Below are 21789 nucleotides of genomic sequence, written 5' to 3'. Positions count from 1 at the left end.
CAAAGGCACGAAGCCAGTCAGACGACGGGTCACGCTCACCGCTGCCGGCCGTCAGCCCATCACTGAAGGACCGACCCGGCCAGCCTCACAGTCAGACGAGGGCGGTGCCGATCAGACCGTTGCGCGTGACGAGCGCGGCCAGCTCTGTCTCGGTGAGCGCGTCGGTACCCTCGGGACGGCGGGGTAAGACCATGTATCGGGATTCGGCGCTGGCGTCCCAGACGGTGATCCGGGTGTCGGCGGGGAGTTCGAGGTCGAACTCCCCCAGGACGCCACGCGGGTCGCGGACCACCCGGGCACGGTAGGCATCGCTCTTGTACCAGGTCGGCGAGGGCCCCAGCAGCGTGGTCGGGTAGCAGGAGCAGAGTGTGCAGACCACGACATGGTGCTCCCCAGGACCGTTCGCGATGACCTTCAGGCGCAGTTCCTCGCCTCCGCCCATCGACAGCTCCAGCTCACGGATGGCCGTGTTGGCATCGGCGAGCAGCCGGTCCCGGAAGGCCGGGTCCGTCCAGGCCCGCGCGACGATCCGCGCGCCGTTGAGCGGGGAGCCACCGGCGAGCAGGGCGTCGATGCGGCGGTCGATCTCGCCGGGAGCGATCACGCCGCGCTGTTCCAGCAGGCTCTCGATGTGCCGGACCTGCCCGGCGATCGGGGCGCTGGGGTGGTGCCCGCTCATGGTGCTGCGTTCCCGTCGTGGTTCGTGAGTGGCTCGAGGTAGTCCTGCCACAGCTCCACGGTGACGGTGTGGTCCCCGGAGCCGAACAGGTCACTGGCGCGGAACCTCACGTGGTAGACCGGCTGAGGCTCCCCGGGCAGTCCGCGCGCCCGGTCCTCGGCCCGGGGATGGTCGCCGGCCCGTTCCACGATCTCCCCCACCGCGCCGCGCGCGTAGCGGGGGAGGCGCGTGTGCCCGGGCGGATCGAACGTCGTGGTGCGGACCCGATCCCCCGGGTTGAAGGCCTCACGCATCGGCAGCGCCGTGCCCGTTGCCGGCCACCTCCGCAGCCGTGAGGACGCCCTTCTCCACCAGCAACGTGGTGATGGCGCAGTACCACCGCTCGTAGTACGAGGCGGTCAGGTACACCGCTGGCGCCATCCGCTCGAGGGCGTCCCGGAACTCGTCGCGGTTGTAGACGCCCTGGCGGATCAGCAACGCGTTCATCGCGTGCAGATGAGCTTCCCAATCGGCGTGGAAGGGCGGTTCGTCCGGCTCCTCCACAACCGCGAGGAATCCCTCCATGCCGCCTACGTCGTTGATCCGGCTCACCCCCACTTTCTACCGGCCGGCCCCACACCCCGACCAGGGTTCGGGGGCAAGTCGGGCGGTAGCTCGTTGACCTGGGCCTATGAGGGCGGGCACGGGTCGTGGTGGTCTTGAGGTGTCGAATCTGTCGATCACCAGCGAGAAGGGCCCCCGGCAGTCAGTCGTCTGCGAGCACGTCCGCGTCCGTTCCGGGAGCTGATCGGCGACTGGTCCATCCCGGCTGGTCACGGCGTAGAAGACCGGGAGGGCGGCGACGACCCCTAGGCCGAGGAGTGGCTGCCAGGCGGCGCTGCCGGCGGCTACCGCGTAGGCGGCGATGCCGACGAGGGAGCGCCGGCGTTCGGCGGCGGAGAACTCGGGCGGCGTCCCGGCGACCAGCAGTCGAGGTCGGTGGCACAGGTGATGGAAGAGCGCCAGCCAACTCGTCCCCATGGCAGCCGCCAACGCGCAGTACAGGAGGAGTGCGGCAACCTGGTCGGCGCGGGTCCCGTGCTGGAACGCGGTGCTGTGGACCGCTGTGGGGAGCGGCAGGAACGACGTGGTCAGCAGAAGCAGGAGGTTGCGCCACAGCAGGCCGGCGTCGACGGCCCGGATCCGCGTGAACAGCTCGTGGTGGTTGACCCAGATGACCGCGATGTACCCGAACGAGGCCAGGTAGCCCAGGTAGCCGGGCCACTGCTCGAGCAGCTCGTGAGGCATCGCACCGGGTTCCGACGGCGGGTCCAGCTCCAGCACGAGCAGTGTGATGACGATGGCGAGGACCCGTCGTTGAAGGCCTGCACGCGTCCGGTCTCGGCCGTTGTTCCGCCGCGCACCGGAGCCACCGTCGCAGTGGCTCGGAGCCTCATCGGGAGTCCGCCCCCTTCCGTCCAGGCGAGCGACGTGGCGCCTTTGCGGGCAGGCGGTGCAGGCGGCCCGCACCCCCGCCCGCACCGCGCGTGTCAGGCCGGGATCGCCGTGACCGCCTCCACCGCCGCCAGGATCGTGGCGGCGACCTCGTCGGGCTGAGAGACCGAGAGCGCGTGCGAGCCCTCGGGGATCGCCCGGACCTCGCGGGCGCCGGCCCGTTCAGCCATGGACCGCTGGAGGGCGGCGGGGATGTTCAGGTCTGCGTCCCCGGACACGAACCACGACGGTCGCTCGCGCCACGCCGGCACCGCAGCGGGCAGCCCTTCTCCGGGGGCTCACGCGCCGCCTCATCCGCGACGGATGATCCGGGGCACTCCCGGCGCGCCGTTGCAGGTGGTCAATCGGTCCCTGGCGTAGCCGACGCCCCGCACCCCGGCGTCGAGCTGCCCGACGGTGCCTAGCGGGGACTGGGGCTCCGCCCGGCGCCGGGCCGGCAGGCTTGTGTGCAACGTCCGACATCATGAGGTGTACCCTCCGGCCGGCTCGACCGTCTGCTGCTGCGCCTGCCGGGGCGCGGGCACGTCCGCTGCCGCAGCGACCGCCGCCAGTGCCGTGGCGATCAGGTCGGCGACCGGTCCGGGCCGGGAGATCATGAGCACGTGCGAGCCGTCCAACTCGACGATCTCCGCACCCGGACGCCTTGTTGCTGATCAGCACACACGGCTGGCCCGGCTCGGTGATCGAACTGCTCGAGATCGTCGGCCCGCTCGCCGACCCGACCGCGCACGACGGCTCTCCCGAGGACGCGTTCGACCTGGTGCGGCCGCCCTCCCCGGCTACGGCTTCTCCGACGCACCCGCTCGAGCTCCTCCAGTCCGGCCAGGTCCGGCCCGGTGACCACCTCGCCGGCCGGGATGCCGAGCCCCTCGGCCACCGCCCGCCCCGCCGGTGTTCAGCCGACGGGGATCACTGCACAAGAGAGGCACGCTGAAGGCACGGTGTAGGGCAGAGAAGCTGCTGACCAGGCAGTTTGGATGCCAGTAGCCCTAGCCTTCCAAGCTGGCCATGCCGGTTCGATCCCGGTCACCCGCTCCAGGTACTTGCCATCTCGTATGCCGGTCCGCGCCGCTCAGCGGGGCAACCCTGGTCCCTCCGCACATCTCGACGACCGGCCGCCCGCGTCAGCCACGGGCCCGGTCGAGGGTGCGGGAGATGCCCAGGGCGGCGGCCCGCACGCCCGGCGTCACGGCCCGGACGTCGGCCGCCGACGTCCCCCGGACGACGATCGACAACGCCGCGACGGCCTCCCCCCGTACGGTCACCGGGGCCGCGACCGACACGGCGTCCATGGTCACCTGCCGGTCGCTGACGGCGAAGCCCGTACGACGGACGTCGGCCAGCACGGCGCGCAGTCGACGGGGATCGGTGATCGTGAGGGGCGTGTAGCGCTGCAGCGGGACGGCGAGGACTCGCTCCTGGACATCCACCGGCGCGTGCGCGAGCAGGACCAGCCCCACACCGGTGGGCGGCATCGCGAAGCGGCCACCCACCTGGGTCAGGACGTCGACGGCCTCGCGCGAGGCCAGCCGCTCGACGAAGACCAGCTCGTCGCCGTCCCGCACGGCCAGCTGGACGTTCTCGTGGGTCACCTCGTAGAGGTCCTCCATGAAAGGCAGAGCGACCTCGCGGAGTCCCAGCGCCCGGGGGGCCAGCGCACCGAGTTCCCAGACGTGCAGCCCGATCCGGTAGCGCCCGTCGTCGGACCGTTCCAGGCCGCCCCAGCTCACGAGCTCGGCCACGAGCCGGTGGGCCGTGGACAGGGGCATCCCCGCCGCGCGGGCGATCTCCGACAGCGCGAGAGCCGGCCGCGAGCGGGTGAACGCGTCGAGGACCGCCAGCAGCTTGCCGCCGGCCGTCCGATGTGCGCTCAGAGGTCGAGCACCAGCTTCGGGCAGGCCGCCCGCGAGACGCAGATGAACATCGTGTCGTTCGCAGCCTGCTCCGCCGGGGTCAGCAGGGAGTCGCGGTGGTCGACCTCCCCCGCCAGAACCGCCGTCTCGCATGTCCCGCACGTCCCCTCCTGGCACGAGGAGAGCACCGGGATCCCGGCCTCCTCGACCACGTCGAGGACAGACTTGCCCGGCGGCACGGTCAGCGACAAGCCGCTGGCCGAGAGCTCCACCTCGAAGGACGACGTGAGCACCGGCTCGCCGACGTCCTTGGGCGCGAACCGTTCGAGGTGCAGCGTCCCCTCCGGCCAGGAGCGGCAGTGCCGCTCGACGGCCGCGAGGAGAGGCTCCGGGCCGCAGCAGTACACCAGCGCGCCGGATGGCGGCTCGCCGAGTACCCGGTCGAGGTCGATGAGGCCGACCTCGTCCTGGGGGTGGAGGGTGATCCGGTTGCCGGTCGACTCCTCGAGCGCCTCGAGGAAGGCCATGGACCGGCGACTGCGGCCGCCGTAGTGCAGCTCCCAGTCGGCGCCGGCCGACTCCGCAGCGGTGATCATGGGCAGGATCGGCGTGATGCCGATGCCGCCGGCGATGAAGACGTAGCGCGGCGCCGGCACCAGCGGGAAGTGGTTGCGGGGACCCCGGACGTCGATGTCCGCCCCCGCCTGCAGTGACTCGTGGACGTGCGCAGAGCCCCCTCGGCTGTCCGGCTCCCGCAGGACGCCGATCCGCCAGACCGACCGGTCGGCCGGGTTGCCGCACAGCGAGTACTGACGCGTCAGGCCGCCGGGCAGGCGGAGGTCGACGTGGGCCCCCGGCGCCCACCCCGGCAGTTCGGCTCCCGAGGGGTCGACGAGGTCGAGGACGACGACCCCTTCCGCGCCCGTGCGGCGTTCGGCGACGCGCAGCCGCAGGTCGGTCTCAGCGTGGGTGGTGTGCACGGTTCCTTCTTCAGGCGGGGACGGTGGGGTGCCGTCGCACCAGCGCAGGGTCGGCGACCAGGTGCGCCGGTGGTGGGAGGTGCACGTCGGGCGGCTCGGGCAGGGCCGGGCCGCCGACCGGGTGGGCAGGGTGCGCCACGAGCCAGTCCCACAGCAGGATCGGGTCCTCGGCCTCGGACTCGGCACCGCAGTGGCAGCGGCCGCGGAGCCGGTCGGAGCCCGGGAGCCAGCCGACGCGGATCACCCGGTCTCCGGCGAGCACCTCGCGCGGCGCGGGCGGAGCGAAACCGGTCACCGGACGATCGCGCCGGTCGCCGCGCCGGCCGGGGTCCCGGAGTTCTCGGCCGCGAGTCGGGCGATCATGCGGCGCGCCGCCAGGCCGCCGGTGTCGATGTTGATCGACAGTTCCTGGTAGCCGTCCGGCTCTCCGGTGAGCACCCGTTCGAGCACGTCCAGGGCGGTGACGTCCTGGAGGACGACGGTGCGGTTGCTCTCCCGCAGGAACCCAGAGACCTCCTCGTCGTCGAGCGCGAAGTCGCGGGCGACGGCCCAGAAGTCGTGGGTGGAGGACTCGGTCTCGGGGGTGATGGCGTACACGACCTCGACGTGGAAGGCGTCGGGGTCGGTGCCGTCCTCGTCGGGCAGGACGCCGACCGGCGCGATCCGCGAGTGCAGCTTGTAGAGGCAGGGCGGGGTGAACTCGATGTCCTGCCAGCGGGTGATCCGGCCCTGGATGCCGGTGCTCTTCGCGTAGAACGGCGGGCACTCGGCATCGGCCATGTGCCGGCTCACGTAGACGATCCCCGCCTCGTCGTCCACCTCGGTGGTGATCGGGGTCTCGGCGACCTCCGGCGTCCCGATGTAGCCGCCGTGCAGGTACGTCTCGTGCGAGAGGTCCATCAAGTTGTCGACCAGCAGGCTCGCCCGGGCCGCCAGGGGCTCCATTCCCGACACCGTCGTCCAGCCGGCCATGTCCAGCCACGGCGCCCGGGGGATCCGGGTGGTGCCGGCGCGGTCGGGGTCGCCGATGAAGACCCAGACGAAGGAGTCCTGCTCCACGACCGGATAGGTCTTGAGCCGGGCCGTGCGGGGGATGCGGGTCTGGCCGGGGACCGCCACGCATGCGCCGTCGGCACCGTAGGTGAAGCCGTGGTAACCGCACACCACCGTGTCGCCGACGAGATGGCTCGGCGACTCCGACAGCGGGAACCGGCGGTGCACGCAGCGGTCGCTCATCGCGGTGACGTCGCCGGAAACGGTGCGCCAGAAGAGGATGGACTCACCGCAGACGGTGCGGCTGAACAGCTCCCGCCCCACCTCGCGCCCGTACGCGGCCACGTACCACTGGTTCTGGACGATCGACGTCACCTGGCTGCTCCTCGGGTGTCGGTTGGCTGGGCCGATCGTGACCGGCGACACGAGACGCCGGACACACGCCTTCCATGTGGTGGAAGCCGAAGGTGCTCCGCTGGGCCGGCCCACGCCGTGAGGGGTCGCGCGAGGCGACGCCGGGCAGCAACCCGCGCCAGTGCTTCTCGCGCCATTCGGAGGACGGATCGCTCCACCTCGTCGTGCGCGCCCAACACGCCCGGTCGACCGAGGAGCGTCGTGACCGAGGAGCCGTTGCACGCCGACGAGGCCCGCCGAACCGCCGGCCGGACGCGCTGTCGGCGACCGCCGCGACGATGCCGGTAGCGCGGCACGATCCTCCACGGCCACACTGACCGACGCCGGATCATCGAGGAGTCAGCCGTGGCCGCAGCCTCCGACGTCCCAGAACCCCGGAGCGGATCCGTGCCGGATCTGCCCGACCTCCTGTCGGTGCTGGCGCGACAAGCTCTGGTCTGCGAGTACGCCACCCTCACCGGGGACGGTCGACCGGTGACGTGGCCGGTCACCCCGTACCCCGGTGAGGACGGCGCGACGGTGGACGTCTCGACCGGGCTGACCTACCCGGCGAAGGCCGAACGGGCCCGCCGGGAGCCCCGGGTCGCCTTGCTGTTCTCCTCGACCAGCGACGCCGAACTCCCCGGCGCGCCCACGGTGTCGGTGCAGGGGCTGGCGACCGTGCGGGACTCAGCCCTGCAGGCCAACACCGACCGCTACCTGCGCCAGAGCCTGGCGAAGCTGCCTGAGGCCTACAAGGGCATGCCGCCGTTCCTCCTCCGCCGTCTGGACTGGTACCTGGCTCGCATCTGGGTGCAGGTGACGCCGCTCCGCGTCCTGTCCTGGCCCAGCGGGCGGCTCGATCAGCGACCCGAGAGCTGGCAGGCGCCGCCGGGCACCGCAGCACCTCCGTCCGATCCCGCCCCCCGGGGTCCCTCGCTGCCCTCGAGGTCCGAGGCGCCGGCGGACTGGCGCCCCTTCGCCGACCGGGCCGACCGGCTCGGCGTCCCCGTGCTCACCGTCGTGGACGCGGATGGATGGCCGCTCCCGGTGCGTTGCCGGAGCGCTGAGCGCGCAGCGGACGGCTACCTCCTCGTGCCGCCCACCGGCGTCCACCTCACCGGAGGACCGGCCTGCATCACCGCGCACTGGCACGCGCCGGACATGAGCCAGCAGGAGAACGTGGTCCTGCTCGGTACCGCGGAACCGGCCGACGAGGGCCGCGTCCGGGTCCGGGTCGTGCGTGCGCTCAGGGACTGGAGCCTCACCGGCTCACGGCTGGGCAGGACCCTCGGCTTCCTCGCCAACGGCAGAACGCTGCGACCGCGACTGCAGCAGGAGGCGATGCGACGCGGGCAGGCGCCCCCCGCCGTCAACCTGCCGAGATCCTGACCCTCTCCGCGGGGACTGCCGGGTCCGGCCGGTCCTGGTGTGACTCGGGCCGGCTCGAGCGAGGGCAGCTCCGACCGGGGCACGGACCGGGGACCGACCTCTCGGTCGTTCGGCGGTCCGGGCCGGGAGTCGGCGCGATGGGGGCGATGCCCAGACGGCACCTCTCCCCCGGAACTGGTCGTGCGTGCAGCGCCGCTGGATCACCGGGACGGAGCTGCTGGAGCCCTCCTCAGAACCGGTCCCGGCTCCTACGATGCAGCCAGCATCCCCGATGACGCTCACGAACGGACGGTGCCGGCCGTGGACCTGCCCATGCTCGCAGCCGCCACCCTCTTCGCGGGAACGGCGGCGTACGGGGCCCGAGTGGGAGCGCGCGAGGAGATCGCCGGGGAACCGTTCGGATGGCGGCTCCCCGGGCGGGTGGCTCGGCACCAGGCATGGGGCTACGGCTCCGGCACGATGGCGCCCTGGCCGATGCCGGTCGCGGCCCTGGCCGCGGCTGTCAGGGCCGGTGGAGGATCGGAACAGCCTGCCCGGGTGTGCCTCGCCATCGGATCCGTCTGCCTGATCGGCACCGTCGTCGAACCACAGACCTGGGGGCGTCGCTCCACCTCGCGCGCCGCGACCGTGGCCACGGCGCTGCACCTGCTCTCCGGCACGGCACTCGTCCTGGCGGGTCAGCGCGCCACGCTGGCCTCTCGCCGCTCCCGGTCGGTGGTCAGAGCCTGAGCGTGCCGCGTCCTGCCCCAGCGGGGGGCCGACCTCTCCGGTGGTGGGCCGGCGGAGTCGGCGGTCCCCCACGCGGCGTCGTGCCGCAGTGCGGCGTGACCATCCTCGACGACGTCGCGGCCCTCGCCGTCCGCGAGGAGCACCTCGCGGTCGTCTCCACGCTGCGAGCCGACTCGGCCATCCGGTCGTCGGTGGTCAACGCGGGGTTCCTCACCCATCCTTCGACCGGACGGCAGGCACTCGCGTTCGTCACCTCCGGCCGGGTCAAGCTCGCCGATCTCCGCGTCCGGCCGCAGGTCACCGCGACATTCCGGCACGGCTGGGAGCGGGTGAGCGTCGAAGGACGTGCGGAACCGGCTGGACCCGACGATCCGCAGCCGTGGCTGGCCGACGCCGACCGGCTCCGCGCGCTGCTCCGCGACGTGTTCACCGCTGCGGGCGGCCGGCACGACGACCGGGAGGGGTACGACCGCGTGATGGCCGAGGAGCGACGCACCGCCGTGCTGATCGACCCGGTCAGGACCTACGGCGACAGCTAGCGGCGGCACCGCTTCCCACGCCAGGACGCTCCACCGTCCCTCCTGGCGGCAGGGGCCGGAGGTCACAGCCGACACCCCGGCGGGAGGAGTCGGCGCCGCGCAGCCCTCACCATGCGGATCTCCCGCACCCCGCCCTCCACCTCCACCGTCCCGTCGGCGAGGAAGCCCTGCCTGCGGTAGAACGCCTGGGCTCGAGGGTTCGGGTCGGCCACCCACAGCGCCACGGGCTCTTCCGGGTCGACGACCGCCCGCAGCAGCGCCGGCCCGGCGCCCGTGCCGTGCTCGCCCGCCACCACGTACAGGACGTACAGCTGCCGCCGCCACGGCGCCCCGGCGTCCGACGGCGGGCCCGACATGGCGATCCCGATCGTCTCGCCGCTCCGGAGGGCGACTGCCACGCGGTTCTCGCGGTAGCGCCCGTCGGTCAGCGCGGCGGTCCAGAACCGCGCCCGCGCGGCGAGGAAGCCCGGGGCGTCGAGCACCGCATCGGGCATCACTCCCCGGTACGTCTCCTGCCAGCACTGCACGTTCACGCGCGCCATCTGCGCGCCGTCGCCGGCCTGAGCCGGGCGAACGGTCAGGCCGGGCCTCGCCGCGGCCACGGCCGGGGCGCCGCCGTCGGCCGTGCCCGGTGGGCTCATCCGCCCGCGAGCGCGACGCCGTGGCGGCTGGTCACCGAGCGGATCGCCGTCATCGACTCCTCGATCGGCCGGTCCAGCGCGACGGTGCCGGCGAAGTCGGCGAAGAACCGCCCGGCGCCGTCGCCGGAGGTGATCACCAGGAGCCGGGCGGATCCGCCGACGACCCCGAAGGTGGCCGGCGTACCGGCGGGGACGACGACCAGCCCGCCGGGCTCCACGTCGTAGGACGTCCCGTCGACGACGGCGGTGATCCGGCCCTCCAGCAGGAACAGCACGCCGGCCCACGGCGAGATGTGCGGCGGGGCCATCGGCCCCGCGGGCGCGACCACCTCGAAGACCTCGAAGGTGCCGCCGGCGTCGTGGACGGTGGCCTTCGCGATGTGGTCGCCGTCGATCATGCGGTGGTGCCGGCCCTCACCGGGCCGGACGTGCACGGTGCTCATGTCTCCTCCTCAGGGTGGGAGGACAGCCTCGGGCGGCGGAGCAGCCGGCTCGCGAGTAGTGCGCTACCCGACCCCGAGGACGTCCGCCAGCGCCGAGCGCTCGGAGACGCCGAGCTTGAGGCCGGCGCGGTAGAGGTGCCCCTCGACGGTGCGCACCGACACGGCCAGCCGGGCGGCGATCGCCTTGTTGGACAGCCCCCGGGCGGCCAGCGCGGCGATCTCGCGCTCGCGGGCGGTCAAGGGCAAGGGGCGGACCGCGACCGCCAGTGCCGGCGTCCGGGCACCGGACCGGCCGGCCGTCCGCTCGGCGAGGGCGGCGGCGTTGAGGGCCGACCCCGGCCGCCCGTGCCGGCGGTGCACGTCGGCGGCCTGGGCCGCCGCGTCGCCCGCGGCGACGAGGTCGCCCAGTCGGGCCCAGGCGTCGGCGGTCGCGAGCAGCGCCTCGCCGTCCTGGTCGGCCCAGGCCCGGGCATGGGCGAGGGCCACCGCCGCCCGGGGGCCGAGCTCGGCGAGCGCTGCCAGGCGGGGCGGCGCCGCAGCGGCCTCGCCGAGCTGGACCGCGGTCTGCCAGGCCAGCACCTCGTAGGCGGGGGCGCCCGACTCGCGGGCGAGGTCGGCTGCCGCGGCGGCGTGGCGGAGCGACTCGGTCGCCGCCCCCGCCGCGGCTGCTCCCCACGCGAGCGCGAGGAGGTCGTCGGGCGCGTGGAGCCGGTAGGCCGGATGCCCTCCGGTGACGATGCCGGCCAGCAGCGGAGCCGCCGGCGCCACCTCACCGGCCTGCGCCCAGGCCGTCGCCAGCAGCGTGCGGCAGCGGAACCGGAACTCGTGCCCCGAGTCCGCCAGCCCGCCCCACGCCTCGCGCAGCAGGGCGAGCGCGTCACCGACCCGGCCTCCGGCGAGGGCGGCGTGCCCGGCGACGACCAGCCCCATCAGCCGGGCCGGGCCCGGGAGGTCGGCCGACGCGGCCTGCAGGCGCCGGGCCTGCCCGTCCGCCCGGTCCGGCCTCCCGGCGAGGCGGTGCCCGAGCACCTGCAGGTCCGCGAGCCCGAACCCGGGGATGGCGGTGGGCACCCGGTCGGCGGTCAGCCCACCCACCACCGCGGCCTCGTCGAGCAGCCCGACATCCCCGGTGACGGCGGCGGCCGCGGACACCGCGGAGGCGACCAGGATGCGAGCCAGGTCGTCGGGCAGCTCCTCGTGCAGCAGCTCCCGGCCGCGGGCCAGCACCGGCGCGACCTCGCCGCCGGCGGCGGCCAGGGCGAGGGACATGCCCACCACGTGGAGCGGCGCCGCCCCGGTGGCCTCGGCCGCGGCCAGGGCCCGGCGGGCGTCGTCGGGCCGGGCCAGCGTCCAGAGCAGGTTGCCGGTGCGGTGGAGCTGCGCACGCGCGCGCGTCCCGCTGTCCGGTGCGCTCCCGGCGAGCCGGTCGAGGATCGCCTCGGCCTCGTCGCCGCGGCTGAGCCAGGACAGCGCCGCGGCGTGCACCAGCCGGGCTGCGGGGTCGCCGGTCGCGGCGGCCGCGCGGGCGAGCCGCTCGGCCAGCGGCAGGTCGTACACCCGGGTCGCCGCCTCGGCCGCCCGGAGGAACAGCCCGGGTGCCGGGGGCAGATCGGAGTCGAGCGTGAGCACCGCTCCGGGGATCGGGTCGGTCGCGACGTCCAGGGTCCGCGCGACCCGGCCGCGCAGGCGGCGCGCACGCAGGGTGCCCATGACCTCGCGGCGGACCTCCCCGTACAGCGGGTGCGCCAGCCTGGCGACCAGCCCGTCGGTGCGCACCAGTCCCCGCTCCTCGGCCGCCTCCAGGTCTGCCGGCGAGGTCAGCGCGGACAGCGTCGCGACCGCCACCGGCTCGGCCAGCGCGACCAGGTCGACGACGTCCTGCACCCCGGGCGCGAGGCGGCCGATCTGCTGCTCGAGCAGGTCGACCAGCTGCGGCGAGATCGCCGGCTCGCTGGTCCACCGCCAGATCCCGGACGCCGGTGCGAACCGGCCCCCGGCCACCTCCCCGGCCAGCAGGTGCCGCAGGAACAGCGGGCTGCCCTCGGTCAGCCTCCACAACCGGCGGGCGGACCGCGATTCGACCGGGCCGCCGAGCACCCGGGCGACCAGGCCGGCGGTGGCTGCGGCGTCGAGGGGGGCCAGCTCCAGGCGCGGGAGGTGGTCGTCCTTCCACAGGGACGTCACCGTGTCCGGGGCCGGCTCCCCGGTGCGGAGGGTGACCAGGACCGGCGCCAGCCGCCGCACCACCACGCGGTGCAGCACGATCGCGGAGTGCTCGTCGAGCAGGTGCGCGTCGTCGACGGCGAGAACCGGGCGCGGCTGCCGGGCGAGCGCGTCCAGCGCCCGGCCGACGAGCTCCCCGGCGTCGCCGGCCGGGACGTCGAGCAGGCCGGCGAACGCGCCGAGGGGGTACGGCCGGGCGGCCAGGCTGCCGTGGGCCCAGACGACGGTCGTCCCCCGGTGCCCGGGAGCGGCCAGCGCCTCGCGGGCCAGCCGGGTCTTCCCCACCCCCGGCGGGCCCGCGACGACGATCCCCACCGCCCCGGGCCGGAGAGCCGCCGCCACCTCGCGCAGCTCCTCGTCCCGGCCGGTGAGCGGCCACGGCCGCTCCATGGGGGTCAGGCTAGCGATCCCCGATCGGGTACCGCACTACTCGCAGCCCCGGCGCCGGTCCGCGCGAGGGTCGGCGCATGAGCACCGGATCCGTCCTCGTCACCGGCGCCGGCCGCGGCATCGGCCGGGCCATCACCGTCCGCCTGGCGCACTCGGGCTGGCGGGTCTACGGCGGCGTCCGCGGCGACGTCGCCGCCAAGAGCCTGGCCGCGGAATCCGACCTGATCACGCCGGTCGAGCTCGACGTCACCGTCCCGGAGCACCTGGTGGCGCTCGACCGCGTGCTGCCCGAGCGGCTCGACGCGCTGGTCAGCAACGCCGGTGTCGCGGTCGCGGGGCCGCTCGAGACGCTGTCCCGGGCCGACATGCACCACCAGTTCGACGTGAACCTGGTCGGGCCGCTCGCGCTGACCCGGGCCGTGCTTCCCCGGCTGCGCCGGGCCCGGGGCCGGGTGGTGTTCATCTCCTCGATCAACGGCCGGGTGTCCTTCCCGTTCACCGGGATCTACAACGCCTCGAAGTACGCGACCGAGGCCGCCGCCGACTGCCTGCGGGTCGAGCTGCGCCCCTTCGGCGTCCAGGTCGGCCTCGTGGAGCCCGGCGTCATCGACACCGGCCCCTGGCACGGCATGGACCAGCTCATCGACGAGCTCGAGGCGAGGCTCGCGCCCCGGGATCGGGAGCTGTACGCACCCCACTTCGCCGGCGAGCGCCGGTTGACGGCGAAGCTCCGCACGAACGCCAAGCCGCCCGAGCTGGTCGCCGCCGCCGTCGAGCGCCAGCTGACCCGCCGGCGGATGCGGCCGCGCACCCTGGTGGGCGCCGACGCCCGGGCGATCCTCGTCATGAAGGTGCTGCTCCCGGCCCGCGGCCTCGACGCCCTCTGGGCCGAGGGCATCGGTGTCCGGCGTCCACGACGGACGCCGGTCGCGTCCCCGGCCGTCCCCTGACCCGCGGACCGCCCGTCCTCCGCGCGGGATCGGTGCAGCGAGCAGCCGGGCTGACGGTCTCGCCCGGGTCCGCAGCAAGCCCGCGGCAAGTGCGCCGCAAGCGGGCCGGTCGAGGCTTGCGCACGAGGCCGGGAGGGACCCGGCCCGCAGCACGAGAGGCACCGCCGTGGCCCAGCCCCCCGTCCCCGTCCTCGCCGGCCCGCTCCCGGCCGGTACGCCCGTCCTCGTCATCGGCGCGACCGGCCAGGTCGGCCGCCAGGTCGTCGCCGCCCTGCTGGCGCGCGGCGCCACCGTCCGTGCCCTGCTCCGCGATCCCGAGGGCGCCGACGTGCCCGCAGGCGTCGCGCGCGTCCGCGGCGACCTCCGCGACCCGGCGTCGCTCCGAGCGGCGCTGCGCGGCGCCGGGGCGGCGTTCTACGTCTCCCCGCACGAGGCCGACGAGCGCGCCCTCGCCGCCGCCGTCGTCGCCGCGTGCGAGGCCGAGCGGGTCCGGCTGGTCTTCGTCGGCGTCCACGTCCACGCCCGCAGCCGCTGGCGGGCGGCCCTGCTGCGCGTCGTCTTCGGCCGGATCCTGCCGCACTACCGCGGCAAGATCGCCCTGGCCCGCGACGTCGCCCGCTCCCCGCTGCGCCCGGTCATGCTCGTCCCGGCCAACTTCATGCAGAACGACGAGGTGTTCGCCGAGGAGATCCGCGCCGGCCGGTTCGTGACGCCGCTCAGCGACAGGGGCGTCAACCGGGTGGACCTGCGTGACGTCGGCGAGGCCGCCGCCCGGGCGCTGCTCGACGGCGACGTGGCCCCCGGTTCCTACGACGTCGCCGGGCCGCGCGCCGTGGGCGGGAGGGAGTCGGCGGCGGTGTGGGCCGAGGCCCTCGGGCGTCCGGTGGCCTACCTCGGGGACGACGACGAGCTCATGGCGCGGACCTTCGCCCGCTACCTGGATGGGCAGCGTCTCGCGGACTGGACGGCGTCCTTCCGCGTGCTGCGCCGCATCTCGATGCCGACCTCGCGCCGGGAGCTCCGCACCACGAGGAAGCTGCTCGGCCGGGAGCCGCGGTCCTTCGAGACCTACGTCCACGACACCGTCGCGGCGTGGCGGGCCGCCGGTCTGCTGGACGGCTCACCGGCCACCGCTCCCGGCGCCGGCGCGTCCCCGCCGGTCGGCCTCACCCGGTAGCGCGGGCCTGCACCGCGGTGCTGCTGTCGTGACCACCCCGGAGCACCTTGCTCATCGGCCGCCCCTTGGCGATCTCGTCGACGAGCTTGTCGAGCATGCGGATCTTGCGCATGAGGGGATCCTCGACCTCTTCCACGCGGACCCCGCAGATGCTGCCGGTGATGAGCGCGGCGTGGGCCGTCATCGCCGGTGCGCGGTCGAAGAAGGCCGCGAAGTCCACCTCGCCCTCCAGCGCTGCGGCGAGGCCTGCGGCGTCGTAACCGGTGAGCCAGCAGATCGCCTCGTCGACCTCCTCCCGGGTACGGCCCTTGCGCTCGACCTTGGCCACGTAGTGCGGGTAGACGCTGGCGAACGGCGTGGAGAAGATGCGGTGTGCGGGCACGGCGGGGCTCCCGGGGTGCAGCTGCAGCGGCCTGGTCCCCGGGACGCTACGCCCCTCGACCGACCTGACCAGCAGCACGACCTGCCCTGGTTCCCCGCGCCTCGCGTCGGCGGCGGCCACGGTCCCTCCCGGGGCAGGGTCGGAGGTCCGTCCGGGCCAGGGTCCATCGGCGGTTACCCGCCCCGGCGGCCTCGGCCACGCTGACCCTGCGGGAGGCTCGCCCGGGCCGAGGCGCGAGCCCGCGTCGAGCACCGGGAGGCCGCCGTGCGGGTACGGGTGGGTGACCGGCTGGTGGTGCACAGCCGGCGGGTGGACGACGGCGTCCGCGAGGGGGAGGTCGTCGAGATCCCCCACGCCGACGGCAGCCCGCCCTACGTGGTCCGGTGGCTCGACGACCAGCGCACCAGCCTCGTCTTCCCCGGCCCGGACGTGAGTCTCCGCCCCGACGAGCACGCGACCGAGCGGGCGGGGGGCTGACGCGCCCCGCACCGCCGGTCAGCGGCGAGCGCGGTCGCGGAGCGGGCCGGAGCGGCCGGGCGGGGCGGCGCTAGTCGGAGACCTCCTGGGCCTCCGGGTCCCCGGCGGAGACGAGGACCCGCTCGGCCAGCGCGGCTTCCAGGCTCTCGGTCAGCAGATAGGACACGCCGGCGACGAACGGCGCCAGCGCCCACACGGCGAGGTGCGAGAAGAAGGCACTCAGCAGCGTCGCGGCGCCCAGCCCGACCAGGACCGACAGGATGTTCAGGCTGGTGCCGAGCGCCAGCGTCTGCGTCGGATGCTGCGGCATGGGCCGCCGGAAGCCGGCCGAGAGGATGCCCTCGAGCAGGGTGAAGGACATGACGGCGCCCGCGGCGTACAGGAAGATCCGCGGCAGGTCGGGCGATCCCTGCGTCACCTGGCACACCCCGAAGGTCACGGTGGCCAGGATGGAGAAGCCGAAGGTGGTGCTCTCCCGGCCCACCGTGCTCCGCATGCCCCGGACGATGGTGCTGCCCGTGCTCTCCGTGCCGCTGTCCGTCGTCACGTCGTCCTCCTCCAGGTCTCGGTGCCGGCCGTCGCCCCCCGACCACCGCCGCCCGGGACGGATCCCGGTACCCGCTCTCCGCTGCCTCCGCGCCTCACGAGGTCACCCGCTCTTCGCCCGGGCGGTGTGCGTGACGGTGATGAGCAGCACCCCGCCCAGCAGGTTCCCCACCGTGGCCAGGCCCAGGTTCGTGGCCACGGCTCCGTAGCCGACGGCGCCGTCGAGCCACACACCCAGCAGCAGGTGCAGGGCGGAGACGACGACGTGGTCGAACGGGCCGAGAGCCAGGAAGAAGCCGACCATGTAGGCCAGCAGGATGCGCCCGGTCACCGTGTCGACGGCGTTGAGCATGTACGAGAGCAGGGTGATGAGCGCCCCGGCCAGCACCGCGCGGACGAGGGTGGCCGCCCAGCCCTTGCTCGCGATCTCCTCGGCGACGCGCGAGAGGGTGTGCGTGGCCTCCGAGGGGAGCGCGCCGTCCACGGTCAGCAACGCGACCAGCAACCCACCGCCGACGAGGTTCAGCACGAGGGTGACGCCCCACAGGCGCAGCAGCCGGGTCCACGGATGGCGTTCGCGGTGCTCCACCGCGGCCGCGACCGGGTCGAAGAAGTTCTCGGTGAAGAGCTCCGACCGGCCCACGACCAGGAACACCAGCCCGATCGCGAAGGCCAGGGCGCCCGCCACCCTGCCCACACCGGATGCGGCGCTCTGTGCGACGAGCCCCTCCACCACGCCCAGGGCGATGATCCCGAAGATGATCGTGACCCCGGCGATGAAGGCGGTGGACACCTGGTCCAGCAACGAGAGCGAGAGCCGGCGGTCACCCTCGTCGGTCGAGCGCTCGTAGATGCTGTCGGGGTTCGGGGCCACGCCCACGGGTGCACGCTCCTCTCACGGAGGACGCCCTCCCGCGATGCACGGACGCCCGTCCTCGCGCCGGGTGCCGTCGTCGACCCGGCCTCCTGCTCCCCTCCGGTTCGGGGAGCGCGCAGAACCTGCCCGACGGGTCCGGCGGTCAACCCACGATCCCGGTCGCCGGTATCCGGCTCGACCGCTGTCTCCGGGCGGCCCGGCGCCTCCCGCGGCGCGGACGCGGCGTCACGGTCGCAGGGGCCGCCTGCGCTGTCCCCTCGCTCCCGACCGCCGGAGCAGCGCCCGGAGCCCCAGCGCCGCCGCCGGCCACACGGCGGCCGCGACCACCGCCGGTGCCAGGGCGGGCTCGCAGACCGTCGGTGCCAGCAGCCGCGTGCCCAGCCGCTGCGCCAGCGCCGCGCCACCCTCCTCCATCAGCGCCCGGTGGTTCCAGACGAACACCGGGCGGGCCACCGGTGAGAGCAGCCGCATCCAGAGCAGCTGCGGCCGCACCTCCCAGTCGAAGGCCACCAGCGCCCCGCCCTCGACCGCGCTGACCTCCCACCGGCCCTCGCCCTCGACCCGGCCGGTCACCGTCGTCCGCACGCCACGCAGCGGGTCGTCCCGCAGCACGCGGGCCTCAAACTTCATCCGGTAGGGCAGCCGCGTCCGGAAGACGAACCGCCACACCTCGCCGTCGCCGGTCGGCACCGGGGTGACGCTCTGCACCGACGGCCACCACTCCGGCCACCGTTCGACGGCGCGCACCACCTCGCGCGCCGCCTCCGGGGCCGCCGCGACCCGCCACTCGTCGCGGAACACGTAGGCGGCCACGGGATCAGCCCTGCCCCGCGGCGGCCCACGCGAGGTACTGGTGCACGAGCGCGACGGCGATCGCCCCGGCACCCACCCCTGAGGCCACCCGCTTCACCGAGCCGGCCCGCACGTCACCGGCCGCGAAGACGCCGGGCACGCTCGTCTCCAGGAACATCGGCGGCCGATCCAGCGGCCAGGCCGGCGTCGCGCCGCCGAGGTCCGGCCCGGTGAGCACGAAGCCGGCCCGGTCCTTCGCGACCGCCTCGCCCAGGCACCCGGACGCCGGCGTGGAGCCGATGAGCACGAAGACGGCGTCCGCACGGAGCGTCCCCCGCTCCCCCGTGTCGAGGTCCTCGACGACGACCTCCTCGAGCACCTGCCCGCCCGACCCGCCGACCAGCTGCACGCGGGAGCGGACGTCGATGTTCGGCGCCTAGTCGATCTCGTGCACCAGGTACTCCGACATCGTGGTCGCCAGTCCCCGGCGCACCAGCACCGTCACCTGCTCGGCGTAACGGGCCAGGTGGACGGCGGCCTGGCCCGCGGAGTTGCCCCCGCCGACCACGAGCACGTGCCGGCCCGTCATCGCCTTGGCCTCGCTCACCGCCGCGCCGTAGAAGAGGCCGCGCCCCTGGAACGCCTCCAGGCTCGGCACGTCCAGCCGCCGCCACTCGGCCCCGGTCGCCACCACGACGGCGCGGGCCCGCAGGGTCGCGCCGTCGGAGAGGTGCACCCGGTGCTCGCCGTCGGCGCTGGACAGCCCCACCATGCTGCGCGACCAGAGGAAGGTGGCGCCGAACGACCACGCCTGCTGGTAGGCGCTCGCGGCCAGCCGGTTGCCGCTGATGCCCCGCGGGAAGCCGAGGTAGTTGCGGATCAGCGAGCTGGTGCCGGCCTGCCCGCCCATCGCCAGCGGCTCGATGACCAGGGTGCGCAGCCCCTCGGACGCCGCGTACACGGCGGCGCTGAGGCCCGCCGGCCCGGCACCCACCACGACGACGTCGAAGAGCGTGCCCTCGTCGACCGGTTCGAGCACCCCGAAGGCGGCGGCGATGTCCAGCGCGCTGGGATCGGTCAGCACCGGCACCTCCGGGCGGAACCGCAGGACGACGACCGGCAGCGCGGGCCGCTCCAGCCCGAGGGCCGCCAGCATCTCCCGGCCCTCGGGTGCGGAGGCCTCGTAGAAGCCGACGGGCACCCGGTTGCGGGTGAACATGTCCCGCAGCTCCTGCGAGCGCGGCGACCAGCGCTCGCCGATCACCTGCACCGCCTCGTAGCCCGAGCCCTGCCGGGCGTCCCACTCGGCGAGCAGCTCGGCCACCGAGAGGTGGAAGTCCTCGTCGCCGGCCCGCTCCGGGCGGTAGAGCCACCCGTCGAGCCGGCCCAGGGTGATCGCCTCGAAGATCGGCGCCGCCGTCTCGAGGTCGCCCCACCGCACCAGGCAGGCCCGCACCGCCCCCGGCGCCAGGGCACCCGCCCGGTCCAGCACGTCGAGCCCGCCCGGGTCGTCCGGGCCGAGGCCCGCCAGGACGAGCGCGACCGGCGTGCCGCCGTCCCGCAGCTGCGCGATCCGCGCGGCGACGTCGTCCCCCGGGTCGCACACCGCGACCGCGTAGTCGGCGCCGTAACGCCGCCCCAGCTCCGCCCCGACCTGCTCCCGCACCGGCGGGTCCCGGCTCACCAGGACGAGCGCCGCTCGCGGGGTGACATCGCTGTCGGGCTCGGACGCAGCCACGTAGCATGCCTAGGGCGTCACCGCACGGGGGTCAAGGGACATCGGGCTCACGCTCGTCCCGTCCTCCACCGCACCGAGGTCTGATCATGACCGGTCCGTTCGGCTCCCGTGCCGTGCTCCCCGGCACGCGCCGGATGCTGCAAACGTTCACCGCGCTCACCCTGCTGGCATTCGTCGCGCTCTTCATCGGCTCGTCGCGCACCGACGAGTCCTTCGCCTGGACCATCGAGCCGCCGGCGACCGCCGCGTTCCTCGGCGCCGCCTACGCCGCCGGGTGCGTGCTCGTCGTGCTGTCACTGCGCACCCCGGTGTGGGCGCACGTCCGCATCCCGTTCGCCACCGTGCTGGTCTTCACGGTCCTCACGCTGGCCGCCACCCTGCTGCACCTGGACCGCTTCCACTTCGGGGCCCCGGGCCTGGTGGCGAACGCGGCCGCCTGGTTCTGGCTGGCCGTCTACATCGCGGTGCCGGTGGGGATGCTCGCGATGCTCGTCGCGCAGGAGCGGCTCCCCCACCCCGACCCGCCGCGCCGGCTGCTGCTGCCCTCCGGCCTGGCCACCGTGCTCGCGGTTCAGGGCGTGGTGTTCCTCGTCGCCGGGGCGGTGCTGTACGCCGCACCGGCGACCGAGTCGGCGCTGTGGCCCTGGACGCTCACCCCGCTGACGGCCCGGGCGGTGGGGTCGTGGCTGCTCGCCTTCGGTGTCGGCATCGCCCTGGCCCTGCGCGACCGGGACCTCGACCGGCTCCGGCTCGCCGCGGTGGCCTACGCCGTGTTCGGCGCCCTGGAGCTGGTCGTCCTCGCCCGGTACCCCGACGTCGTGCGGTGGGACTCCGCCGCGGCGTGGGTGTACGTCGTCCTCATGGTCTCCACGCTGCTCAGCGCGGGGTACGCGCTGCGCCGTCTCCGCGCGGCGCACCCGGTCGGGGCAGGGTCGGCGTGAGCCGGGCGCACCTGTGGCGGGGGGCGCTCGTCGGCTACGCCGCCAGCCGCACCATGGACGCCGCGACCGCGGTGTTCCACCGCCGGCAGGACGACGCCTCGCGCGCCCGGGAGGAGGAGATCGCCCCGGCGGGACGCTGGTGCAGCTCGGGAAGCAGCTGGGCGCCGCCGTGGGCCGCGACCTCGACGACGGGGCGGCGGGCCGCGTCGGGCTGGTGGTGCACCGGACGTTCGGGGTGCTCTACGGGATCACCGCCGCGGCCCTCGTCCGACGGGGGTTGCCGCCGATCGTCGCCGGGCCGGCCGTCGGGACGGCGGCGTTCCTGCTGGTCGACGAGGGGACGGCGCTGCCCACGCTCACCACCTACCCGCTGACGAGCCACGCCCGCGGGGTGGTCGGGCACGCCACCTTCGGCCTGGCCGCCGGGGTCCTGCTCGCTCTCGTCGACGACGGGCACAGGCGGCGGTGACGGCGTGACCCCGCTACGCCGCCGGCCGGCCGAGCAGCGCGCGGCACACGAGGGTGAGGTCGACCAGTCCGAGCAGCCTGCCCTCCTCCACCACGGGCAGGTACTGGAGCTCCTCGGACAGCATCAGCTCGGCGGCGTCCGCCACGGTCATGTCCGGGCCCACGGTGACGGGCACCGGGCGGTGCAGGTCGGTGATCCGGGTCTCCTCCGGGTTCCGGCCGTCGGCGACCGCCTGCGCGATGTCGCCGTCGCAGAGCAGCGCCACGGGCCGGCGGCTCTCGGGATCGTTGAGCACCACCAGGGCGCTGTCCCGCGCCCGCTTCATCAGGTACGCGGCGCCGGCGATGTGCGCGGTGCTCTCCACGGTCGTGACCGGGGGGCGCATCACCTCGCCCACGGTGAGCCGTCCGGCTGCTGGTTGCTCCGACATGGCGGTCCCTTCCGGGAGGGGTGGGGACGACGGCATTGTGCCGCTGATGACCGGCCGGCGGGACCCGTGCGGCGCCCCCGGCCCCGGGCGGAGGGAGAGACGTGACCACGAGTGCACCGGTCGTCGTGGACGACAGGGCGGCCGGCCGGTTCGAGGTGCTGGTCGACGGGCAGGTCGCGGGGTACGCGGAGTACCGGCGGCGGGGGCCGTCGGTGGCGTTCACCCACACCGTCGTCGAGCCGGAGTTCGAGGGCCGGGGCG

The 21789-nt window shown here is 74.7% G+C and carries 29 protein-coding genes; 10 read left to right on the top strand and 19 right to left on the bottom strand.

The genetic code is table 11. The features are described 5' to 3' along the window. Positions 1-91 precede the first annotated feature (91 nt). The 5 genes from E9565_RS17280 to E9565_RS17265 are packed head-to-tail and all read right to left on the bottom strand — an operon-like array spanning position 92 to position 2424. Positions 92-679, bottom strand: a complete 588-nt coding sequence (locus tag E9565_RS17280) for a nitrile hydratase subunit alpha (protein WP_236836059.1) — start codon at positions 677-679, stop codon at positions 92-94. Then, positions 676-972 carry an SH3-like domain-containing protein gene (locus E9565_RS22730; protein ID WP_255726209.1) on the bottom strand — a complete coding sequence of 99 codons (297 nt, stop codon included), beginning with the start codon at positions 970-972 and terminating at the stop codon, positions 676-678. The genes E9565_RS17280 and E9565_RS22730 overlap by 4 nt, the downstream gene beginning before the upstream one ends. Next, positions 965-1270 (bottom strand): SH3-like domain-containing protein, encoded by a 306-nt coding sequence (locus E9565_RS22725; protein WP_308113068.1) that lies wholly within the window; start codon positions 1268-1270, stop codon positions 965-967. Before E9565_RS22725 ends, E9565_RS22730 begins: the two co-directional genes overlap by 8 nt. 9 nt (positions 1271-1279) lie before the next feature. Then, positions 1280-2188 carry a TMEM175 family protein gene (locus tag E9565_RS17270; protein ID WP_308196148.1) on the bottom strand — a complete coding sequence of 303 codons (909 nt, stop codon included), beginning with the start codon at positions 2186-2188 and terminating at the stop codon, positions 1280-1282. Positions 2189-2208: 20 nt separating this feature from the next. Beyond that, on the bottom strand, positions 2209-2424 hold the full coding sequence (locus tag E9565_RS17265; protein WP_374201405.1) for an alpha/beta fold hydrolase: 216 nt from the start codon (positions 2422-2424) through the stop codon (positions 2209-2211). Positions 2425-2816: 392 nt separating this feature from the next. Between E9565_RS17265 and E9565_RS17260 the strand changes: the two genes are divergently transcribed. After that, complete coding sequence (locus E9565_RS17260; protein WP_236825166.1) at positions 2817-3107, top strand: hypothetical protein; 291 nt, start codon at positions 2817-2819, stop codon at positions 3105-3107. A gap of 190 nt (positions 3108-3297) precedes the next feature. Here the strand turns inward: E9565_RS17260 and E9565_RS17255 are convergent, their stop codons facing one another. The 4 genes from E9565_RS17255 to E9565_RS23365 are packed head-to-tail and all read right to left on the bottom strand — an operon-like array spanning position 3298 to position 6374. Then, a complete protein-coding gene (locus E9565_RS17255; protein WP_255726213.1) occupies positions 3298-4014 on the bottom strand; it encodes an IclR family transcriptional regulator in 717 nt (238 codons plus the stop codon). A 29-nt stretch (positions 4015-4043) separates the two neighbouring features. After that, positions 4044-5006: a PDR/VanB family oxidoreductase gene (locus E9565_RS17250; RefSeq protein WP_236836055.1), complete on the bottom strand. Its 963-nt coding sequence runs from the start codon at positions 5004-5006 to the stop codon at positions 4044-4046. Between the two features lie 10 nt (positions 5007-5016). After that, on the bottom strand, positions 5017-5301 hold the full coding sequence (locus tag E9565_RS17245; protein WP_236836053.1) for a hypothetical protein: 285 nt from the start codon (positions 5299-5301) through the stop codon (positions 5017-5019). After that, the gene (locus E9565_RS23365; RefSeq protein ID WP_236825169.1) at positions 5298-6374 is read right to left on the bottom strand and encodes an aromatic ring-hydroxylating dioxygenase subunit alpha; all 1077 of its coding nucleotides are present in this window, start codon (positions 6372-6374) and stop codon (positions 5298-5300) included. The genes E9565_RS17245 and E9565_RS23365 overlap by 4 nt, the downstream gene beginning before the upstream one ends. A gap of 426 nt (positions 6375-6800) precedes the next feature. On the opposite strand from E9565_RS23365, the gene E9565_RS17235 reads away from it, so the two are divergent. The 3 genes from E9565_RS17235 to E9565_RS17225 all read left to right on the top strand — a co-directional run bounded on the left by E9565_RS17235 (position 6801) and on the right by E9565_RS17225 (position 9052). Beyond that, positions 6801-7784, top strand: coding sequence for a pyridoxamine 5'-phosphate oxidase family protein (locus E9565_RS17235; protein ID WP_236836051.1), 984 nt, complete (start codon positions 6801-6803; stop codon positions 7782-7784). A gap of 300 nt (positions 7785-8084) precedes the next feature. Next, positions 8085-8513 carry a hypothetical protein gene (locus tag E9565_RS17230; RefSeq protein ID WP_236836050.1) on the top strand — a complete coding sequence of 143 codons (429 nt, stop codon included), beginning with the start codon at positions 8085-8087 and terminating at the stop codon, positions 8511-8513. Between the two features lie 95 nt (positions 8514-8608). After that, positions 8609-9052 (top strand): TIGR03618 family F420-dependent PPOX class oxidoreductase, encoded by a 444-nt coding sequence (locus tag E9565_RS17225; protein ID WP_236836048.1) that lies wholly within the window; start codon positions 8609-8611, stop codon positions 9050-9052. Positions 9053-9114: 62 nt separating this feature from the next. Here E9565_RS17225 and E9565_RS17220 read toward each other — a convergent pair whose 3' ends face one another. From E9565_RS17220 to E9565_RS17210, 3 genes are all read right to left on the bottom strand, one after another. Next, positions 9115-9594, bottom strand: coding sequence for a GNAT family N-acetyltransferase (locus E9565_RS17220; protein WP_236836046.1), 480 nt, complete (start codon positions 9592-9594; stop codon positions 9115-9117). Positions 9595-9689: 95 nt separating this feature from the next. After that, the gene (locus E9565_RS17215) at positions 9690-10136 is read right to left on the bottom strand and encodes a cupin domain-containing protein (protein ID WP_236825174.1); all 447 of its coding nucleotides are present in this window, start codon (positions 10134-10136) and stop codon (positions 9690-9692) included. A gap of 63 nt (positions 10137-10199) precedes the next feature. Continuing rightward, positions 10200-12749 (bottom strand): LuxR C-terminal-related transcriptional regulator, encoded by a 2550-nt coding sequence (locus E9565_RS17210; RefSeq protein ID WP_236836044.1) that lies wholly within the window; start codon positions 12747-12749, stop codon positions 10200-10202. 77 nt (positions 12750-12826) lie between these two features. Between E9565_RS17210 and E9565_RS17205 the strand changes: the two genes are divergently transcribed. Together E9565_RS17205 and E9565_RS17200 are read left to right on the top strand one after the other, a co-directional pair. After that, positions 12827-13699, top strand: a complete 873-nt coding sequence (locus E9565_RS17205; RefSeq protein WP_236836043.1) for an SDR family oxidoreductase — start codon at positions 12827-12829, stop codon at positions 13697-13699. 166 nt (positions 13700-13865) lie between these two features. Continuing rightward, positions 13866-14876 carry an SDR family oxidoreductase gene (locus tag E9565_RS17200; protein ID WP_236825177.1) on the top strand — a complete coding sequence of 337 codons (1011 nt, stop codon included), beginning with the start codon at positions 13866-13868 and terminating at the stop codon, positions 14874-14876. Here E9565_RS17200 and E9565_RS17195 read toward each other — a convergent pair. Further along, complete coding sequence (locus tag E9565_RS17195) at positions 14866-15258, bottom strand: DUF2200 domain-containing protein (RefSeq protein ID WP_236825178.1); 393 nt, start codon at positions 15256-15258, stop codon at positions 14866-14868. The two genes, E9565_RS17200 and E9565_RS17195, sit on opposite strands and share 11 nt — an antisense overlap. Before the next feature lie 264 nt (positions 15259-15522). On the opposite strand from E9565_RS17195, the gene E9565_RS17190 reads away from it, so the two are divergent. After that, positions 15523-15735, top strand: coding sequence for a DUF1918 domain-containing protein (locus tag E9565_RS17190; protein ID WP_236825179.1), 213 nt, complete (start codon positions 15523-15525; stop codon positions 15733-15735). 70 nt (positions 15736-15805) lie between these two features. Here the strand turns inward: E9565_RS17190 and E9565_RS17185 are convergent, their stop codons facing one another. The 5 genes from E9565_RS17185 to E9565_RS23360 form a co-directional block, all read right to left on the bottom strand. Further along, complete coding sequence (locus E9565_RS17185) at positions 15806-16282, bottom strand: hypothetical protein (RefSeq protein WP_236836041.1); 477 nt, start codon at positions 16280-16282, stop codon at positions 15806-15808. A 102-nt stretch (positions 16283-16384) separates the two neighbouring features. Continuing rightward, positions 16385-17161 carry a formate/nitrite transporter family protein gene (locus E9565_RS17180; RefSeq protein ID WP_236825181.1) on the bottom strand — a complete coding sequence of 259 codons (777 nt, stop codon included), beginning with the start codon at positions 17159-17161 and terminating at the stop codon, positions 16385-16387. A 222-nt stretch (positions 17162-17383) separates the two neighbouring features. Beyond that, positions 17384-17971 (bottom strand): SRPBCC family protein, encoded by a 588-nt coding sequence (locus E9565_RS17175; protein WP_236836039.1) that lies wholly within the window; start codon positions 17969-17971, stop codon positions 17384-17386. Between the two features lie 4 nt (positions 17972-17975). Then, entirely contained in the window at positions 17976-18359 is a 384-nt protein-coding gene (locus E9565_RS17170; RefSeq protein ID WP_236836037.1) for an NAD(P)/FAD-dependent oxidoreductase, read from the bottom strand. Positions 18360-18386: 27 nt separating this feature from the next. Next, entirely contained in the window at positions 18387-19688 is a 1302-nt protein-coding gene (locus tag E9565_RS23360; RefSeq protein ID WP_236836035.1) for an FAD-dependent oxidoreductase, read from the bottom strand. Positions 19689-19774: 86 nt separating this feature from the next. On the opposite strand from E9565_RS23360, the gene E9565_RS17160 reads away from it, so the two are divergent. Together E9565_RS17160 and E9565_RS17155 are read left to right on the top strand one after the other, a co-directional pair. After that, positions 19775-20629 (top strand): hypothetical protein, encoded by an 855-nt coding sequence (locus E9565_RS17160; protein ID WP_236825184.1) that lies wholly within the window; start codon positions 19775-19777, stop codon positions 20627-20629. Positions 20630-20768: 139 nt separating this feature from the next. Then, complete coding sequence (locus E9565_RS17155) at positions 20769-21098, top strand: hypothetical protein (RefSeq protein ID WP_236836033.1); 330 nt, start codon at positions 20769-20771, stop codon at positions 21096-21098. Between the two features lie 13 nt (positions 21099-21111). Here the strand turns inward: E9565_RS17155 and E9565_RS17150 are convergent, their stop codons facing one another. After that, positions 21112-21528, bottom strand: coding sequence for a cyclic nucleotide-binding/CBS domain-containing protein (locus E9565_RS17150; RefSeq protein WP_236825186.1), 417 nt, complete (start codon positions 21526-21528; stop codon positions 21112-21114). 101 nt (positions 21529-21629) lie between these two features. Between E9565_RS17150 and E9565_RS23620 the strand changes: the two genes are divergently transcribed. Then, a partial coding sequence (locus E9565_RS23620) for a GNAT family N-acetyltransferase (RefSeq protein ID WP_374201745.1) occupies positions 21630-21789 on the top strand: 160 nt, incomplete at its 3' end.

Source organism: Blastococcus sp. KM273129, assembly GCF_021698995.1.
Taxonomy (GTDB): Bacteria; Actinomycetota; Actinomycetes; order Mycobacteriales; family Geodermatophilaceae; genus Blastococcus.
This window is presented reverse-complemented; position numbering and strand designations above follow the sequence as displayed.

What these genes read in the sequence shown, in the direction of transcription:
- E9565_RS17205 (WP_236836043.1), top strand. Translation starts at nt 12,827, where the DNA reads ATGAGCACCGGATCCGTCCTCGTCACCGGCGCCGGCCGCGGCATCGGC.
- E9565_RS17280 (WP_236836059.1), bottom strand. Translation starts at nt 679, where the DNA reads ATGAGCGGGCACCACCCCAGCGCCCCGATCGCCGGGCAGGTCCGGCAC.
- E9565_RS17220 (WP_236836046.1), bottom strand. Translation starts at nt 9,594, where the DNA reads ATGGCGCGCGTGAACGTGCAGTGCTGGCAGGAGACGTACCGGGGAGTG.
- E9565_RS17150 (WP_236825186.1), bottom strand. Translation starts at nt 21,528, where the DNA reads ATGTCGGAGCAACCAGCAGCCGGACGGCTCACCGTGGGCGAGGTGATG.
- E9565_RS22730 (WP_255726209.1), bottom strand. Translation starts at nt 972, where the DNA reads ATGCGTGAGGCCTTCAACCCGGGGGATCGGGTCCGCACCACGACGTTC.
- E9565_RS17215 (WP_236825174.1), bottom strand. Translation starts at nt 10,136, where the DNA reads ATGAGCACCGTGCACGTCCGGCCCGGTGAGGGCCGGCACCACCGCATG.
- E9565_RS17160 (WP_236825184.1), top strand. Translation starts at nt 19,775, where the DNA reads ATGACCGGTCCGTTCGGCTCCCGTGCCGTGCTCCCCGGCACGCGCCGG.
- E9565_RS17210 (WP_236836044.1), bottom strand. Translation starts at nt 12,749, where the DNA reads ATGGAGCGGCCGTGGCCGCTCACCGGCCGGGACGAGGAGCTGCGCGAG.